This is a genomic window from Streptomyces sp. CBMA156, from assembly GCF_014596515.1.
In the GTDB taxonomy this organism is placed as follows: Bacteria; Actinomycetota; Actinomycetes; order Streptomycetales; family Streptomycetaceae; genus Kitasatospora.
Genome location: NZ_MSJQ01000283.1, coordinates 1 through 17,083 on the forward strand (window position 1 = coordinate 1; position 17,083 = coordinate 17,083).

The 17,083-nt window shown below is 73.0% G+C and carries 13 protein-coding genes; 10 read left to right on the plus strand and 3 right to left on the minus strand.

Going from position 1 to position 17,083, the window contains the following annotated elements; genetic code table 11:
• A partial coding sequence (locus BU198_RS24020) for a serine/threonine-protein kinase (protein WP_188298945.1) occupies positions 1–860 on the minus strand: 860 nt, incomplete at its 3' end.
• Positions 861–1,031: 171 nt separating this feature from the next.
• Positions 1,032–2,153, minus strand: a complete 1,122-nt coding sequence (locus tag BU198_RS24025; protein WP_188298946.1) for a Rieske 2Fe-2S domain-containing protein — start codon at positions 2,151–2,153, stop codon at positions 1,032–1,034.
• 668 nt (positions 2,154–2,821) lie between these two features.
• Here BU198_RS24025 and BU198_RS24030 point away from each other — a divergent pair.
• From BU198_RS24030 to BU198_RS24050, 5 genes are all read left to right on the plus strand, one after another.
• Positions 2,822–3,658 carry an NAD(P)H-binding protein gene (locus BU198_RS24030; protein WP_188298972.1) on the plus strand — a complete coding sequence of 279 codons (837 nt, stop codon included), beginning with the start codon at positions 2,822–2,824 and terminating at the stop codon, positions 3,656–3,658.
• Between the two features lie 83 nt (positions 3,659–3,741).
• Positions 3,742–4,389 carry a hemerythrin domain-containing protein gene (locus tag BU198_RS24035; RefSeq protein WP_188298947.1) on the plus strand — a complete coding sequence of 216 codons (648 nt, stop codon included), beginning with the start codon at positions 3,742–3,744 and terminating at the stop codon, positions 4,387–4,389.
• Positions 4,390–4,683: 294 nt separating this feature from the next.
• On the plus strand, positions 4,684–5,214 hold the full coding sequence (locus BU198_RS24040; protein WP_317620295.1) for a DUF1772 domain-containing protein: 531 nt from the start codon (positions 4,684–4,686) through the stop codon (positions 5,212–5,214).
• A 387-nt stretch (positions 5,215–5,601) separates the two neighbouring features.
• Positions 5,602–5,961, plus strand: a complete 360-nt coding sequence (locus tag BU198_RS24045; RefSeq protein WP_188298949.1) for a hypothetical protein — start codon at positions 5,602–5,604, stop codon at positions 5,959–5,961.
• A gap of 370 nt (positions 5,962–6,331) precedes the next feature.
• Positions 6,332–8,731 (plus strand): lamin tail domain-containing protein, encoded by a 2,400-nt coding sequence (locus BU198_RS24050; RefSeq protein ID WP_188298950.1) that lies wholly within the window; start codon positions 6,332–6,334, stop codon positions 8,729–8,731.
• 10 nt (positions 8,732–8,741) lie between these two features.
• Here the strand turns inward: BU198_RS24050 and BU198_RS24055 are convergent, their stop codons facing one another.
• Positions 8,742–9,659, minus strand: coding sequence for a fumarylacetoacetate hydrolase family protein (locus tag BU198_RS24055; protein WP_188298951.1), 918 nt, complete (start codon positions 9,657–9,659; stop codon positions 8,742–8,744).
• 220 nt (positions 9,660–9,879) lie between these two features.
• Between BU198_RS24055 and BU198_RS24060 the strand changes: the two genes are divergently transcribed.
• From BU198_RS24060 to BU198_RS24080, 5 genes are all read left to right on the plus strand, one after another.
• On the plus strand, positions 9,880–10,446 hold the full coding sequence (locus tag BU198_RS24060) for a TetR/AcrR family transcriptional regulator (RefSeq protein ID WP_188298952.1): 567 nt from the start codon (positions 9,880–9,882) through the stop codon (positions 10,444–10,446).
• 95 nt (positions 10,447–10,541) lie between these two features.
• The gene (locus tag BU198_RS24065; RefSeq protein ID WP_188298953.1) at positions 10,542–11,057 is read left to right on the plus strand and encodes a VOC family protein; all 516 of its coding nucleotides are present in this window, start codon (positions 10,542–10,544) and stop codon (positions 11,055–11,057) included.
• Positions 11,054–12,739: an FAD-dependent monooxygenase gene (locus BU198_RS24070; RefSeq protein ID WP_188298954.1), complete on the plus strand. Its 1,686-nt coding sequence runs from the start codon at positions 11,054–11,056 to the stop codon at positions 12,737–12,739. The genes BU198_RS24065 and BU198_RS24070 overlap by 4 nt, the downstream gene beginning before the upstream one ends.
• A gap of 188 nt (positions 12,740–12,927) precedes the next feature.
• Positions 12,928–16,455, plus strand: a complete 3,528-nt coding sequence (locus BU198_RS24075; protein WP_188298955.1) for an indolepyruvate ferredoxin oxidoreductase family protein — start codon at positions 12,928–12,930, stop codon at positions 16,453–16,455.
• Positions 16,456–16,638: 183 nt separating this feature from the next.
• A complete protein-coding gene (locus BU198_RS24080; RefSeq protein WP_188298956.1) occupies positions 16,639–17,064 on the plus strand; it encodes a spore-associated protein in 426 nt (141 codons plus the stop codon).
• Positions 17,065–17,083 lie beyond the last annotated feature (19 nt).

The following is a 17,083-nucleotide window of genomic DNA, read 5'->3' on the forward strand; positions in this document are numbered from 1 at the left end:
GCGATCGCGGGCGGCAGCCAGCCCCGCCGCTCCAGCCGCTCGCCCGCCGCCGGATCGGCGGCCGTCAGCCGCTCGCGCAGCTGTGCCGGGGTGGGGCGGCGGTCCGGGTCCTTGGCCAGGCAGTCCGTCACCAGGGCGTGTAACTCCTGGTCGGATATGTCGAGTTCAGGTTCCTCGTGGAGCACCCGGTAGAGCAGCACGGCCGCGCTCACCTCCGAGCCGAACGGCGCGGTGCCGGTGGCCGCGTGGGCGAGCACCGCGCCCAGCGAGAAGACGTCCGAGGCGGGCCCGGTGCTGCGGCCCCCGGCCTGCTCGGGGGAGAGGTAGCCGGGGGAGCCGACCACGAAGCCGGACCGCGTCAGCGCGGTCGTCGCGTCCAGCGCCCGGGTGATCCCGAAGTCGATCAGGCGCGGTCCGTCCAGCGCCAGCAGCACGTTGGACGGCTTGACGTCCCGGTGCACCAGCCCCTGGGCGTGCACGGCGCGCAGGGCCTCCGCGAGCCCCACCCCGAGCGAGCGGACGGCGGCGACGGGCAGCGGGCCGAACTCCCGTACAGCGGTGGCCAGCGAGGGCCCGGCGACGTACCCGGTGGCCACCCAGGGCTGGGAACCCTCGGTGTCCGCGTCCAGCACCGGGGCCGTCCACTGCCCGCCGACCCGCCGGGCCGCGGCCACCTCGTTGCGGAACCGGACCCGGAACTCCCGGTCCGCCGCGTACTGTTCGTGCACCAGCTTGACCGCCACGGTACGGCCGCCCGCCGTCCGGCCCAGGTACACCCGGCCCATCCCGCCCGCGCCGAGTCTCCGCAGCAGGCGGTACTCGCCCACCTGCCGCGGATCCCCGTCCCCCAGTGCCTCCACGCCGACTCCCCTCGCCCGCCCCGCCCGTCCGTACTCCACGCAGACGGTACCGCCGGGACGCCCGGTTCCGGTCCGGGCCGTCGGCGCGGATCAGGGGCCGGATCAGGGGCGGGCCGAGGGGCGGGTCCGGATGGATCCAGACGGGTTCCGGCGGCGGGAGGCAGAGCCGGCTCAGCCCTGGGAGACCCCGCTGGGGGCGGGCGCGTCCTGCCCGTTGCGGTCGGCGAGCGACCCCGGCCCGGGCAGGTGCGCCTGGTGGTCCTGCGGATAGAACTGCCGGGCCCAGTGCCGCATCGCGCCGATCGGCCCGTCGCCCGGGGCGAGCCGGGGCGGCGACACGTACCGCTTGGTGGACCAGATCGGGAAGTCCGCCGAGGTGAACTCCAGGTTGCGCTTGAACATGAAGCCCGACAGCAGCCTGGTCACCGACCGGCTGACCGCCCGGGCGAGGGCCGGCGGCAGCCCGGCGGGCTCGTTCAGCACGAAGCGGCTCGCCTGTCGCAGCTGCATCCGGCCGGGGGCGACCTGGGTGGCCATCACCAGCGAGCAGATCTCCAGGCCCAGTGAGGGCGTGTGCACGTCGGTGTGCAGTGCGGTGAGGCCGTACCCGTCCACCTCGACGTGGACCTCCCGCATCCCGAGCAGCGGGAAGGTCTCCCGGACGAGCATCGAGATGTGGAAGCCGGTGCCGTCGAACTCCACCGGCGCCGCCAACTCGCCCTCCGGCCAGCCGTGCAGGGTGACGAAGTGGCCCAGGTCGAAGGAGTTCTCCATGACGTCCTGGGCGTAGCCGGGCATCTCGAAGGAGGCGTAGCGCAGTGGCTGCCGCCCGTCGCCGAGCCGGTGCCAGGCGGGGATCTCCCAGTCCGGCTCCCGGCCGTCGTGGTGGCGCCAGACGAAGACGGCCTCGTTCACCTCGCGTACCGGCAGCTGCGCCAGCGTGGCCTTGGGCGGCGGGGTGCTGCCGTACCCGGTGCGCACGCAGCGGCCGTCGGCGTCGAATGCGAACCGGTGGAAGGGGCAGACCAGGTCGTTGCCCTCGACCGAGGCCAGGCCGAGGTGGGCGCCCAGGTGCGGACAGTACGGGCGGATCGCGCGCAGGCGGCCGTTGCGCAGCCGGTAGAGCACGACGTCCTCGCCCGCGAGCCGGCGGGTCAGGACGGTGCCGGGCCTGAGTTCGGCGGAGAAGGCGAGTGCGGACCAGCCGTCGGGGTAGGGCAGCGCCGGTGGCAGGGCTACGTCGGCCGCGGTCGGGCGGTTGCTGACGGGGTGGACGTGCTTGGACACGCGCATTTTGAAGACTCCTGTCGGTCTGCCCGGCGCCGCCCCTCCCAGGCGATTAGCGCTCGAACAGAATGGAATTCAGATGCTATCCATGGATCGGGAGCACGTGCACGGACAATCTCCCTATGGGGCAAGAAGTCTGATGATCAGTCAAGTATGTGCGAGCAGGAATTCGATGCGTTCCAGTCGTGCGGCTGACCTCTGGGTGCAAGCGCGTTCGGGCACTCCGGCGGGGCCTCGTGGCCGAGCGAGGCCGGGGCCGGGGTTCGGGGCACGGAAGTGATCCACCCGCTTCCGGCGAACGGTCTTCCGGGCTTCGTGTGGGCTCCCTCCCGGCACCGTCCGCCCGCAAATGCGCCGTGCCGGCCGAGATCGGTCGAGGAGGGGTCGAGAGGTGCTGGAAAGGGCTTTCGGGCCGCGGAGGGGTGTGTTGTGGTGGGTGGCGGGGGAGCCCCGGCCGCCGGCGGTTCCGTGGCCGCGGGTGGGCGGAGCGCCGCCGACCGGTGTCGTCACGGTGCCGTAGACGCTCGCACATGGAACTGAGAGCGGCGGCTATGGATCGTCCGGCCCAGGCGGATTTGAATGGTGCCACGACGACGAACCGATCAGGCGCGACCGGCGCCTTCGAGGATCGGTTTCCGGTGATTCCTTCGAGTCTTGGAATGAGGGTGTTCGTGATGGCTGGTGTGGTGGATCTCGCGGTCGGGTCCGGTGTCGTGCTGGTGGTCGGAGGGACGGGGAAGACGGGTCGTCGGGTGGCGGGGCGGCTGACGGCCCGGGGTTACGAGGTGCGGGTGGGGTCGCGTTCGGGTGCGGTGCCGTTTGACTGGCATGACGAGGGGACGTGGGCGGGGGCGTTGGAGGGTGTGAGTGCGGCGTATCTGACGTACTACCCGGATCTGGCGTTCCCGGGTGCGGTGGAGGCGGTGGGGGCGTTCTCGCGGTTGGCGGCGGAGCGGGGTGTGGGGCGGCTGGTGCTGTTGTCGGGGCGTGGTGAGGAGGCCGCGGAGGCGGGGGAGAAGGCGGTGATGGAGTCGGGGGCCGCGTGGACGGTGGTGCGGTGTGCGTGGTTCGACCAGAACTTCGACGAGTCGTTCTTCCTGGAGCCGGTGCTGGCGGGGGAGTTGGCGTTGCCGGTGGGTGGTGCGGTGGAGCCGTTCGTGGATGTGGAGGACATCGCGGATGTGGCGGTGGCGGCGTTGACGGAGGCGGGGCACGCGGGGGAGGTGTACGAGCTGACGGGGCCGCGGCTGTTGTCGTTCGCGGATGTGGCGGTGGAGTTGTCGCGGGCGACGGGGCGTGAGGTGCGGTTCGTGGCGGTGTCGGCGGAGTCGTATCGGAAGGTGCTGGTGGAGGCGGGGTTGCCGGCGGACTTCGCGGAGCTGTTCTCGGTGATCCTGGACGGGCGCAACGCCTCGTTGGGTGACGGGGTGCGGCGGGCGCTGGGGCGTGAGCCGCGGGACTTCGCCGACTACGCCCGGGCCGCCGCCGCCACGGGCGTGTGGAACACGTGAGCCGGCCCGTCCCGGGCGGCTCCGACCGACCGCCCCAGGGCGGGCGGCGGTCGAGACTCTGAACGGACTCTGGAGGTCTGGTCATGACGGACGGCACGACGGTGTGGTCGACGGAACAGGGACTCCGCGTCCTGCCCGAACAGCTCAAGGGCTTCGGCCTGATGCACGTCGCGATGCGCAGGGACGCGGCTCGGCTGACCGCCGTCGCCCAGCGCGGCGCGACGGGCTCCTCCGGGGCGCTCGCCGAGTGGTTCGGGCGGCTGCGCGCGGTGATCGACTGGCACCACCACAGCGAGGACGAGATCCTCTGGCCGTACCTGCGTGGCCGGGCGGCGGACTTCGACGGCAGCGGGGTCCTGGAGCGGGACCACGAGGCCCTGGACGCCACGATGCGACGGGTGGCCGGGGTGCTCGGCTCCGGCCTGCGCGCCGAACTGCCGGAGGCCGCCCGGGCGTTCGAGAGCCTGGTGCGCGAGCACCTGCGGCACGAGGAGCCGGTGGTCTTCCCGGCGCTGGCCGCCCTGCCGGTGGACGAGTACCTGCGGGTCGAGCGCCGGATCATCGGGAGCGCCCCGACCCAGGTGATGACCTACCTCCAGCCCTGGATGTTCGACGGCGCGGACGCGGCCTCGGTGCGGGCGGTCTCGGCGACCATCCCGGCGCCGGTGCGGCTGCTCGGGCGGACGGTCCTGGACCGGCGGTACCGGCGCGGCCTGACCCCGGTGCTCTGAGCCGGCCGGGCACCGGGGCTCCGGCCGGCCGGCCGGGGTATCCGGTGCCGGGCCCCGGCCGGCCTCCTGGGCGCGGCACCGCGAGAGGCCGCAAGTGCCGTGCCGGGGAACGGGGTTCCGGTTGTCGCGGTTCCGTTGCGCGACTCGCCGCACGGTGGGCGGTGTCGAGTGTTCCACGTCCGTCGGCACCGCGCTCCGCGGCGCCGGAGAGAGTGAAGGGGTCCTGAGATGCGTTCGGATCAGAGCACGGGTCCGCTGTCGTACGCGACACCGTCGGCCATCGGAGGTGCGAGGGTGGGGAGTTCGGTGCGGGCCGTCGGACAGAGCAGGGCCGCGGGGCCGCTGCTGGTGGGTGCCACCATCGCGATGGGCCTGATGGCGGGGCTGTTCTTCGCCTTCGACGTGTCGGTGATGCCGGGCCTGGCGGCGGGCGACGACCGTACCTATGTGACGGCGATGCAGCACATCAACAAGGCGATCGACGGGAACGGCCTGTTCGGCCTGGTCTTCATCGGGGCGTTCCTCGCCACCGGCATCGCCGCCTGGCTCCAGCACAGGGCCGGCCGGCGCCAGGCGGCGCTGTGGGCGGCGGCCGCGACGGCGCTGTACGTGGTGGCGCTGATCGTCACCATGGGCGTCAACATCCCGCTGAACAACGAGCTGGCGGCGGCCGGCGACCCGTCCCGGATCCACGACCTCGCCGCCGTGCGCGCCAAGTTCGCGGACAGCTGGGTGCCGGTCAACATGCTCCGCACCGCGCTCTGCACCGGCGGGCTGCTCGCCCTGACCCGCTCCCTGGTGCTGCACGGCCGCGGCAGCCGCTGAGCCCCGGCCGGCCGCTGAACCCCTGGCCCGCTGCTGAGCCCCGGCCGGCCGCCGAGCCCTGGTCGCCCGCCGAGCCCGGCGGGCTCAGGGTCCGGCAGGACCGCGCACCGCCGCTGTGCCCGTCCGCCTCGTGCGGGCGGGCACTCGCGCGTTCCCGTCCGGTGCGGGACGTCCTTGCCACCAGGCCGTCGGGCGAGGTCGGTGCGCTGGGGCGTGCGCCGGTGCGCCGGGTCGGTGCGTTCACCCAATTGGCCAGTTCGGACACCCCGTTGGCTATCCACGCGGATGTGGTGGAGCATGGGCCGGGCCCGGTCTGTTGCGGCGCGCTTGCGCCGCGGCCGAGGCGCCGTACGACTGCTGGGGGAGGAGGCGGTTCCGGTGACTCCGGTGGAACGTCCGTTTCTGGTCAGGGGAAGGGCGGTACCCCTGGCCAGGTACCTGGCGGAGGAGGACATCGAGGGCCTGGTGGCCTGCTCGTGCATCGGGAACGAGGTCAGCATCGACCTCGCGGACACCAGGATCCTGGTGAGCCTGGCCGACGCCGCCGACGCGGTGCGACTCAACTTCGACATGGTCCAGGACGGCCCGGCCAAGCCGCGCTCCTGGTCGCGCCGGCTGCCCCTGGGCACCGGTCCGCGCGAGATCGCGACGCGGATAGCGCTGGACGTCCGGACCCTGGAGCGCGAACTGGCACCCCTGCGCCGGCGCCCGCCCCTGGCGGCGCCGGTGCAACGGCGACCGGACTGACACCCGGCGGAGCGATGCGCGGAGTGCCGCGCGCGGTGACGCGGACCGGCCCGGGTCCGGCGGCGAGGGTGCTGCCGGACCCGGGCTCTGTCGTTCAAGTCCCTTGTCACAGCGAGGTGTTGGCGGTGCGGGCCCGGCTCCGGGGGTCGCCCCGGCAGACCGGGCCCCGCCGCTGACAGCGCGTGCGGTCATGCGGAGCACGGCCTCCCACTTGTCGCGCGTAGAAACGTTCTTCCGCCGTACCTCTGGCCGTTGCCCGAAGCGAACGGTAGGGATCTGGTGGCACTGCTACAACCTCAGCGCCGAACCTTTCCCATCCGTGGTCACACCGCCGGGCCGCGAGCCCGGACGGCGGTCAGGAGGAAGCCTCATGCGGAGCACCTTGAATCCCCGGATCACCCCGAGCGTGCCGCGCGTGCGACGCCGGACGCTGGCGGCGGCCTCCGCCGCGGCCGTGGTGGCGGCGCTGGTGGCGCTGCCCGGCGGCGTGGCGCAGGCGGTGTCGCCCGACATCGTGATCAGCCAGGTGTACGGCGGTGGCGGCAACTCCGGTGCCCCGTACGCCAACGACTTCGTCGAGCTGTACAACCGCGGTACCACCCCGGTGTCCGTCACGGGCTGGACGGTGCAGTACGCCTCGGCGGCCGGCGCCAGTTGGTCGAAGACCGCCCTCTCCGGGACGATCGCGCCCGGCCACTACCTCCTCGTCCAGGAGGCCGCCGGGGCGGGTGCGGGCACCGCGCTGCCGACGCCGGACGCCACCGGCACGATCGCGATGTCCGCGACCTCCGGCAAGGTCGCCCTCGTCACCAACGGCACGGCGCTGACCTGTGCTTCGGGCTGCGCGGGCCAGTCCGGGGTGAAGGACCTCGTCGGCTACGGCAGCGGCGCGAGCTCCGCCGAGGGCTCGCCGACCGGCAACCTGGCGAACGCCACCGCCGCCCTGCGCGCGGGCGGCGGCGCCACCGACACCGACAACAACGCGGCGGACTTCGCGGTCACCGCGCCCACGCCGCGGAACTCCTCCTTCACCGGCGGGGGCGGCAACCCCGGCGGCACCCGCATCCACGACATCCAGGGTGCCGCCCGCACCTCCCCGCTGGCCGGCAGCGCGGTCAGCGCCGTGCCCGGCGTGGTGACGGCCGTCGGCCCCAGCGGCTTCTGGTACCAGGACCCGCAGCCCGACAACGACCCCGGCACCAGCGAGGGCGTCTACGTCTACACCGCGGGCGCGCCCTCGGTCGCGGTCGGCGACTCGGTGACGGTGAGCGCCACCGTCAGCCAGTACCGCCCGGGCGGCACCGGCGGCACCACCAACCTGTCGATCACCGAACTGACCGGGCCCACCGTCACGGTGGTCGCCCACAACGCGCCGCTGCCGGCCGCGACCCTGGTCGGCCCGGGCGGGCGGATACCCCCGTCCGCGGTCATCTCCAGCGTCACCTCCGGGGACGTCGAGACCGCGGGGAACTTCCAGCCCGCCACCGACGGCCTGGACTTCTGGGAGTCCCTGGAGGGCATGCGGGTCGAGATCGACAACGCGGCCGTGGTCGGCCCGACCAACAAGTTCGGAGAGGTCCCCGTCGTCCCGCAGGGCAGCACCACCCGCACCAACCGGGGTGGCATCCTGCTCCAGGCGAACGACGGCAACCCGGAGCGGGTCGTCCTCGGGAAGGCACTCGCGCCCACCCCGACCGCCAACGTCGGTGACACCCTGACCGGAGCCACCGTCGGCGTGCTCGACTACGCCTTCGGCAACTTCACCCTCCAGGTCACGGCGACCCCGGCGGTCACCTCCGGCGGCATCGCCCCCGAGGTCACCGCCGCGCCGACGGCCGGCCAGCTCGCCGCGGCCACCTTCAACGTGGAGAACCTCGCCCCGTCCGACCCGCAGAGCAAGTTCGACGGCCTCGCGGCGGGCATCGTCACCAACCTGCGCTCGCCCGACCTGGTGGCCCTGGAGGAGATCCAGGACAACACCGGCGCCACCGACGACGGCACGGTCAGCGCGACCCAGACCCTGGCCAAGCTCACCGCGGCCATCACCGCGGCCGGCGGCCCCGCCTACTCCTACCGCGCGATCGACCCGGTGAACGACCAGGACGGCGGGCAGCCCGGCGGCAACATCCGCCAGGTGTTCCTGTTCCGCACCGACCGCGGCCTCTCCTTCACCGACCGCCCCGGCGCCGGCTCCACCACCGCCGACTCCGTGGTGAACGCGGGCGGCACGCCGCAGCTGGCGTACTCGCCCGGGCGGATCGACCCGGGCAACGCGGCGTTCAACGCCAGCCGCAAGCCGCTGGCCGGTGAGTTCCGCTGGAACGGCAAGCCGGTCTTCGTGATCGCCAACCACTTCAACTCCAAGGGCGGCGACCAGCCCCTCTTCGGCCGCTACCAGCAGCCGAGCCACCCCTCGGAGACCCAGCGGCACGCCCAGGCGACGGTGGTGAAGGGCTTCACCGACCAGATCCTGGCCGTGGACCCGAACGCCTCGGTCATCGTGCTCGGCGACCTCAACGACTTCGAGTTCTCCCAGACCGCCGACATCCTCACGGCCGGCGGCTCGTTCACCGACCTGCCGCGCACCCTGCCGCTGCCCGAGCGCTACACCTACGTGTACGAGGGCAACTCGCAGGTGCTGGACCACATCCTGATCTCCCGCTCGCTGGCGGCCACGTCGTACGCCTACGACATCGTCCACATCAACAGCGAGTTCGGCACCCAGCTCAGCGACCACGACCCGCAGGTGGTGCGCATCCCGCTGCCGTAACGGGCCCGGCTCACGGTGCCGGTCTCCCCGCACTCGTGGGGAGACCGGCATTCGTGGCCACGGGGGCGGCCGCCACCCGGTTGCGGAGCGCGCCGATGCCCTCGACCTCGACCTCCACGACATCGCCGGGGCGCAGGTGACGACCGGAGAACACACCGGCGCCCCGGGGCGTTCCGGTGAGGACCACGTCGCCGGGTTCGAGGGTCTGGTAACGCGAGAGGAAGGAGACCAGCTCGGCGACGCCGTGGATGAAGCCGGCGGTGCGGTCGTCCTGCCGCACCTCGCCGTTGACCAGGGTGCGCAGCCGCAGGTCGAGCGGCTCGTCGAACTCGTCCGGGGTGACCAGGCAGGGGCCGAGCGGCTTGAAGGTGTCGAAGCTCTTGGACACGCCGATGGAGGCGGTCGGATCGCCGGACATCACCCGCTGCTGGATGTCGCGCGCCGAGACGTCGTTGGCGACGGTCAGGCCGGCCAGGTGGCCCACCGCCTCGGCGGCGTGGACGGCGGTCGCGGACCTGCCGATGACGACGGCCACCTCGCCCTCGTAGTCGACCTGCCCGGCCGCGACCGCGGGGAGGCGGATGTCCTCGCCGGGGCCGACGACCGCGGACCCGGCGACCACCTGGAAGTTCGGTTCGGTGGGCAGGGTGATGCCGGGCCGCCCCATCGCGGCGAACATCTCCAGGGCCTCCGCCGCGTGACTGCGGTAGTTCAGGCCGACGATCAGGATCTTCCCTGGCCGGCGGACGGGGGCGTGCACCCGGACCCCGTCGAGCGCGACCCGCCGGACGACCGCCGCCGCCCGGGCCGCCGCGATCCCGGGGCCGCGCAGGAGGGCGCCCAGGTCGGTGAACGGGAGATCGAGCAGGGAGAGCTCACCGGGGCTGTCCTCCCTGGCGATGCCCAGGGCTGTGCTGTAGAGGCGCATCAATGACTCCGGCGGGTCGGGGGAAGGGAATTCTCTTGCTTAAGAGTCAAGAGCTTTCTTGTCCCGTAGTCAAGAGTTCACCGGCCGCCGGGTCCCTGTTCTCCCGGGCTGCCGACGGGGTGCGGGCGGGGTGCAGGCAGGGTGCGGGCGCGGGCGGGGCGGGATGGTCTGGGCGGGGGCGCGGACGGGTGTGCGGGGGCGCCGCCTAGGCTTGGCTGTCATGCCAAGGAACCGTCAACAGATCCCGAAAGCCGAGCGCGAGGCCGTCCTGGTCGAAAGTGCCTGGGAACTCTTCGCCGCCCAGGGGTACAAGGGGACCAGTCTGACCGAGGTCGGCAAGGCGGCGGGCGTCGCGGCGAACGCCGTGCGCTGGTACTTCCCGACCAAGGACGAACTGTTCGCCGCCGCGCTGGACCGCCTGTTTCTGCGCGAGCGGGAGCGCGTCGAGGCGGATCCCGCGATCGCGGGCGACCCCCGGCGGCAGCTGGTGACGTTCCTCGTCGACCTGGAGGCCTACCGCGGGCTGCACCGGGAGGCGTACGACCGGATGGGCGAGTCGCCCGCCCTCGCCGACGCCTACTCCCGCATGCAGGAGTGGCTGGAGGGCCGCCTGCTCGCGGCCGTGGCGAGCCGGCTGCCCGAGGGGGCGGACGTCGCGCCGGTGGCGGACGTGGCACACGTGCTCTTCGAGGGCCTGCTGGTCAGCACCCGGGCACTGGACCGGTCGACCGAGGAGCTCGTCGGCCTGCTGATGGAGGCACTGGTCGCTGTCGCGGCGGCACGCTGAGCCATCTCTTGACTGCCGTACAAGAGCCTGCCTAAGTTTCTCTTGTGCGGCAGCCAAGAGGGCTGCCGTGCCCTCACACAGGAGGTCGCCACTCCATGGCTTCTCCCGACAAACTCGCCCACGTCGTCCTGCGCACCGGCGGCCTGCCGGCCATGACCGACTGGTACGTGCGCGTCCTCGAAGGCCGCGTCACCTTCGCCAACGAGGCCCTCGCCTTCCTGACCTACGACGACGAGCACCACCGGGTCGCCCTGGTCGCCACCGGTGCGACCGAACGTCCGACGGACGCGCACACCGGTCTGCACCACGTGGCGTTCACCTACGCGACGATCGAGGACCTGCTCGGCACGTACCGGCGGCTGAAGGGGGACGGCATCCACCCCTTCTGGTGCGTCAACCACGGGCCGACCACCTCGATGTACTTCGAGGACCCCGACGGCAACCACGTCGAGCTCCAGATCGACAACTTCGCCACCGCGGAGGACCTCGACGAGTGGTTCCGGTCCGGGGCCTTCGAAGCCAACCCGATCGGGGTCGACTTCGACCCCGACGGTCTGGTGCGCCGCTTCGAATCCGGTGAGGCCCTCGCCGACCTGGTCAGGCGCGCATGAAGGACATCGACGCCCCGGTCGTCATCATCGGGGCCGGCCCGGTGGGCCTGGCTACCGCACTCGTCCTCGGCCGGCACGGCGTCCGCAGCGTCGTCTGCGAACAGTTCGGCGGGATCAACCCCCACCCCCGGGCCCACGTCGTCAACACCCGGTCCATGGAGCTGTTCCGCGCCTGGGGCATCGCGGACGCCGTCCGGGCCGACGCGGTCGACCCGGCGGTGGCCGGCACCATCCTGTGGAAGCAGACCCTCGCGGGGGACCCGCTGGGCCGGATCGACTTCGCCGAAGGTCCGCAGGGCCAGCTCCGGCAGCGGGCGCACGCCTCCGCCGAGCAGCTCGCCTCCTGCGCCCAGGACCGGGTGCAGCAGCACCTCCTGGACGCGGTCCTCGCCCAGGGCGCGGCCGCCGTCCACTACGACACCACCGTCCTGGAGGTGACCGACCACGGTGACTCCGTCGACGTCACCGTGGACGGCCCGGGCGGCCGGCAGGTCCTGCGCACCCGCTACGTCGTGGCGGCGGACGGGGCGACCGGGGGCATCCGCGACCGGCTCGGCATCGCGATGGACGGCTCCCCGGTCCTCGGCCACCAGCTGAACATCTACTTCCACGCCGATCTCTCCCCGTGGACGCACCGGGACCCCGCCCTGCTGGTCTGGCTGATCAACGAGATCTCTCCGGGCGTCCTCATCGGGATGGACGGCGCCCGCCGGTGGACCTTCCAGCGGAGCTTCGACCCGGCCGTCGAATCGCCGCGGGACTACCCGCCCGAACGGTGCGCCCGGATCATCAGGGACGCCGTCGGCACCACCGAACTCGACGTGGACGTCCGGTCCGTGGGGTCCTGGACCATGACGGCCAGGACCGCCGGGACCTACCGCAGCGGCCGGATCCTCCTCGCCGGTGACGCGGCCCACCAGTTCCCGCCGACGGGCGGCCTGGGCATGAACAGCGGCCTCGCCGACGCGGACAACCTCGGCTGGAAGCTCGCCGCCGTGCTGGGCGGTTGCGCCTCCGAAGCCCTGCTCGACAGCTACGAGAGGGAACGCCGCCCCGTCGCCCTCGACAACGCCCGCCACAGCATGCTGAACGCCATCAGGATGGCGGAGGTCGGCGCAGGGCCCGAGACGGCCGCGATCGCCGCGCGCCTCGCCGGTCCGGACCGGGCGGTCGCCGCGGCCGAACGCCGGCGGATCGCGGAGGCCGTGCCCCGGCAGCGCCCGCACTTCGACGCGCTCAACCAGGAGATCGGGTACCGCTACGGAGCGGCCCGGCAGGCCCACGGCGTGGGCGGCACCCCGCCCTCGGCCACCGACTACACGCCGACCGCCGTTCCCGGAGCGCGGCTTCCGCACGCCTGGGTCGAGCGTGACGGGGCGCGGGTGTCCACCCACGACCTCCTCGGGCCGGGCTTCACCCTCATCACCGGGCCGGAGGGGGCCGGCTGGGCGGACGGCCTCGCGGAGTCCTTCACCGGTGACGGCCTGGCGCACCGGACCGTCGTCCTCGGGCGTGACGTCACCAGCCCGGACGGCCGCTGCCCCGAACTGCTCGGGATCGGCGACGGCGGAGCCCTCCTCGTCCGGCCGGACGGTCACATCGCGTGGCACAGCACCGAGGGCTCGACCCCCGTGTCGGCGCTCGCCGACCTGCTCCACGGAGCCGAGCGGCCCGCCCGGTAGTGCTTCGTCGGGTCCGCTCCCGGGCGGCGGCCGCGGTCACGGCCCCGTCCTGGTGCGGACCCCGGGGGAGCGCCGGTCCTCGCGTCCGGCGCTCCCCGTCCATCGCCCCGGCTCCCCGCCCCCAGTGGCTTGACGGGCCCGCGCCCGCCCCCGCCGGCCACCGATGCCCCACCCGGAGGAACACAGTGGTGACCCCTCAGAACACGACCGGGCCCCGGCCCTCGCTCCAGGACCGACACGTCCGCGAAGAAGGCACCGTCCATCTCACCGGCATCCAGGCCCTCGCCCGCCTGCCGCTCGACATCCGCCGCGCCGACCGCCGGGCCGGCCGCAGCACCGCGGGATTCGTCTCCGGGTACGAGGGTTCGCCGCTCGCCGGCTACGACATGGAGCTCGCGCGCTGCCGGCCCCTCCTCGACGAGTACGACATCGTCTTCCGCCCCGGCGTCAACGAGGAACTGGCGGCGACGGCCGTCCAGGGCACCCAGCTCGCGGCGGCGCAGCCGGACAAGCGGGTCGACGGCATCACGGCCGTCTGGTACGGCAAGTCGCCGGGGCTGGACCGCGCCTCGGACGCCATCCGGCACAACAACCTGATGGGCACCCACCCGGCCGGGGGCGCGCTCGCCCTGGTCGGCGACGACCCCGCCGCCAAGTCGTCCACCGTTCCCGGCGCCTCCGAACTGCTCCTCGCCGACCTCGGGCTGCCCACGCTCTACCCGTCCGACCCGCAGGAGGCGCTCGACTTCGGCCTGCACGGGGTGGCGATGTCCCGGGCGTCCGGCCTCTGGGTGGCGCTGAAGATCGTCACGGCGGTCGCCGACGGCTCCGGCACCGTCGACGTGAGTGCGGGCCGGGTCTCACCGGTCGAACCGGACCTCGTCGTCGACGGAGTGCCGTACCGTCACACCGTCGGCAGCCGGATGGTGCAGCCGGCCCTCGGCGACCTGGAACGGACCAGGGACGGCGCCCGACTGGAGATCGCCCGCCGCTACGCCGTCGCCAACGACCTCAACCGGATCACCGTGTCGGGGCCCGACGACCGCATCGGCATCGTCGCGGCGGGCAAGACCTTCCTCGACGTCCGCCAGGCCCTGCGCATCCTCGGGCTCGACGACGCCGAACTGGGGCGGCGGGGGGTGCGCCTGCTCCACCTCGGCATGATCCACCCGCTGGAACCCACGGTCGTCGAGCGGTTCGCGAGGGGACTGCGGCACGTCGTGGTCGTCGAGGAGAAGCGGCCGCTGATCGAGACCGCCCTCAAGGAGCAGCTCTACGGTTGCGGCGACCGGCCGTCCGTCTCCGGCAAGCGCGCACCCGGCGGATCGGCCCTGTTCCCCCTCGACGGGGAACTCGACCCCGACACCGTTGCCGCCCGGCTCGCCCCCCGGCTGGTCGAACTGGCCGAATTCCCCACCGTACGAGGCTGGTTGGATGCCAAGAAGCCGCCGGCGGTCCGGCGCGGGTCGCTGCCACTCCTGCCGGTGGCGACCCGGACCCCCTACTTCTGTTCCGGCTGCCCGCACAACCTCTCGACCAAGGCGCCCGAGGGCGCCGCCGTCGGAGCCGGGATCGGCTGCCACGCCATGGTCACGCTCATGGATCCGGCGCAGGCCGGGGACGTCATCGGCATGACGCAGATGGGCGGTGAGGGCGCCCAGTGGATCGGGATGCAACCGTTCCTCGCCCGCGACCACCTGATCCAGAACCTCGGGGACGGCACCTTCCACCACTCCGGCAGCCTCGCCATCAGGGCGGCGGTCGCGGCGGGGGTGAACGTCACCTACAAGCTGCTCCACAACTCGGCGGTGGCGATGACCGGCGGTCAGCAGCCGGCCGGCGTCATGCCCGTGCCCGCGATCGCCCAGGAGCTGCTGGCGGAGGGCGTCAGGCGCGTCATCGTCACGACCGAGGACGTCAAGCGCTACCGGAGGGTCGCGCTTCCGAAGGGCGTCGTCGTCTGGCACCGCGACCGGCTGCCCGAGGCCCAGGACGTGCTCGCCCGGACCCCCGGCGTCACCGTGCTCGTCCACGATCAGGAGTGCGCGACGGAACTGAGGCGCAAGCGCAAGCGCGGCCTCGTACCCGAGCCCATCGAGCGGGTGGTGATCAACGAGCGGGTGTGCGAGGGCTGCGGCGACTGCGGGCAGCAGTCCAACTGCCTCTCCGTGCAGCCCGTCGACACCGAGTTCGGCCGCAAGACCCGGATCGACCAGTCCTCCTGCAACAAGGACTACGCCTGCCTGGCGGGGGACTGCCCCTCCTTCCTCACGGTCGTCCCCGCCGGCGGGCAGCGCGCCTTCACCGCCGTACCGATGCCGGACAGCGCCGCCCTGCCCGATCCGGAACCAGCCCCGTTGACGTCCCACACCACCCGGATCACCGGCATCGGCGGCTCCGGTGTGGTCACCCTCGCGCAGATCCTGAGCACTGCGGCCTCCCTGGTGGGCCTGCACGTCCGGACTCTCGACCAGACCGGCCTGGCCCAGAAGGGCGGCGCGGTGGTCTCCGACATCAAGATCACCGCGGAGCCGAAGGACCAGGCGGGCAAGGCGGCCCTGGAGGAGTGCGACCTGTACCTCGGCTGTGACCTGCTGGTGGCCGCGGACCCCGGCAACCTGTCGGCGACCGCCCCGGCGCGAACGGTGGCGGTCGTCTCCACGGCGGAGGTCCCGACCGGCCGGATGGTGATCGACCCGGACGTGTCGTTCCCGCCCGCCGAACCGCTCAGGGAGCGGATCCGGGCAGGGGCCAGGGAGACCGTCTTCCTGGACGCGCGGCGGCTCGCCGCCGACCTGCTGGGCGAGGACCAGTTCGCCAACCTCCTGCTGACGGGCGCGGCCTACCAGAGCGGCGGGCTGCCGATCCCGGCGCACGCCATCGAGGAGGCGATCAGCCTCAACGGCGTCAAGGTCGAGGCCAACCTCAAGGCGTTCCGCCTCGGCCGCCAGACCGTCGCCGACCCCGAGGGCTTCGCCGCCCTCCTGGACGGACGGGACGCTCCGGCGAGGCCCGGGCGCCGCCTCACCCCCGCGGCCCGCCGCGTCCTCGCGCCGGCCGGAGCCGCCCCGGGGTCGGAGCTCGCCCGGCTCCTGGACATCCGTGTCCCGGAGCTCATCGCGTACCAGAACGTCGCCTACGCGACGCGGTACCTGCGCTTCGTCGAACAGGTGCGGCGGGTCGAGGAGGAACGCGTGCCCGGCTCGACCGCTCTCACCGAGGCCGTGGCCGCGTACCTGTACAAGCTGATGGCGTACAAGGACGAGTACGAGGTGGCCAGGCTCTCCCTCGACCCCGAGGTGGAGCGCGAGGTGAGGGCCCGCTTCGGGGACGGCGCGCGGATGTCCTACCGGCTCCACCCGCCCGTGCTGCGGGCCCTGGGGATGAAGCGCAAGGTCGAACTCGGGCCCTGGTTCAAGCCCGCCTTCCGCACCCTCGCGGCCATGCGCGGCCTGCGCGGCACCCGCCTCGACCCGTTCGGGGCGGCGCGGGTGCGACGCACCGAACGGGCCCTGGTGGCCGAGTACGAGACCACCGTGGCCGAGGTCTGCCGGCTCCTCGGCGAGGATGTTCACGGCCTGGCCGTCGAGATCGCCGCACTGCCCGACACCGTGCGCGGCTACGAGGAGATCAAGCTGGCCTCGGTCGCGCGCTACCGGGCTCGTTCTGCCGAACTGGTCGACCGTCTGCGCACGCTGAGCCGGGTTCAGGGCTGAGTGCCGCCCTCCCGCGGACCGGTGCCGGACGAGGCCGTCACGTGGGAAGCCTGCGCGGAACCGGCCCGTCCTGGCGCCGATCCGGACAATCGCGCGGATCTCGACCGGTCACCGCCGGGCGTTCCTGCTGTCCTGATCCGGCACGTCAACTCCCAGGAACGCGAGTCGTACGAAGGAGGCAGGATGTTCCGCAGGAAATCCGCTCGTGCCGTGGCCCTCGCCGTGACGACCGGCTCGATGCTGCTGGCGGTGCCCGCGGCCGCCGGCGCGACCACCACCGGCTACACCCCGCAGACGGCCTGCGGGTCCAGCTACGCCACGGTCCATTCCTTCGACCTGCCGGGCGGTACCTCGACGGTCTACCTGACCTACAGCAGGTCGACCGGCAAGAACTGCGTCGCCACCATCAAGAACACCAGGATCGGAACCCCGACGCTGACCGGCGCCTACCTGACCTTCGGCGACGGCAGCGGGAGGCAGGAGGAACTGGCGAACTTCAGCTACTACGCCACGGCCTACCTGTACGCACCCGGACAGTGCATCTACTTCGGCGGCCGGGACTACAACTCCGGCGACTGGTGGGGGACCGGCCCGGGCTGGTGCAGCTGACCGGACGGCGGCACCCCGC

Excerpts from the sequence above, each read along its gene's own strand:
- BU198_RS24035 (WP_188298947.1), top strand. The coding sequence starts at position 3,742 with ATGACGGACGGCACGACGGTGTGGTCGACGGAACAGGGACTCCGCGTC.
- BU198_RS24065 (WP_188298953.1), top strand. The coding sequence starts at position 10,542 with ATGGCTTCTCCCGACAAACTCGCCCACGTCGTCCTGCGCACCGGCGGC.
- BU198_RS24055 (WP_188298951.1), bottom strand. The coding sequence starts at position 9,659 with ATGCGCCTCTACAGCACAGCCCTGGGCATCGCCAGGGAGGACAGCCCC.
- BU198_RS24050 (WP_188298950.1), top strand. The coding sequence starts at position 6,332 with ATGCGGAGCACCTTGAATCCCCGGATCACCCCGAGCGTGCCGCGCGTG.
- BU198_RS24025 (WP_188298946.1), bottom strand. The coding sequence starts at position 2,153 with ATGCGCGTGTCCAAGCACGTCCACCCCGTCAGCAACCGCCCGACCGCG.
- BU198_RS24070 (WP_188298954.1), top strand. The coding sequence starts at position 11,054 with ATGAAGGACATCGACGCCCCGGTCGTCATCATCGGGGCCGGCCCGGTG.
- BU198_RS24030 (WP_188298972.1), top strand. The coding sequence starts at position 2,822 with ATGGCTGGTGTGGTGGATCTCGCGGTCGGGTCCGGTGTCGTGCTGGTG.
- BU198_RS24060 (WP_188298952.1), top strand. The coding sequence starts at position 9,880 with ATGCCAAGGAACCGTCAACAGATCCCGAAAGCCGAGCGCGAGGCCGTC.
- BU198_RS24080 (WP_188298956.1), top strand. The coding sequence starts at position 16,639 with ATGTTCCGCAGGAAATCCGCTCGTGCCGTGGCCCTCGCCGTGACGACC.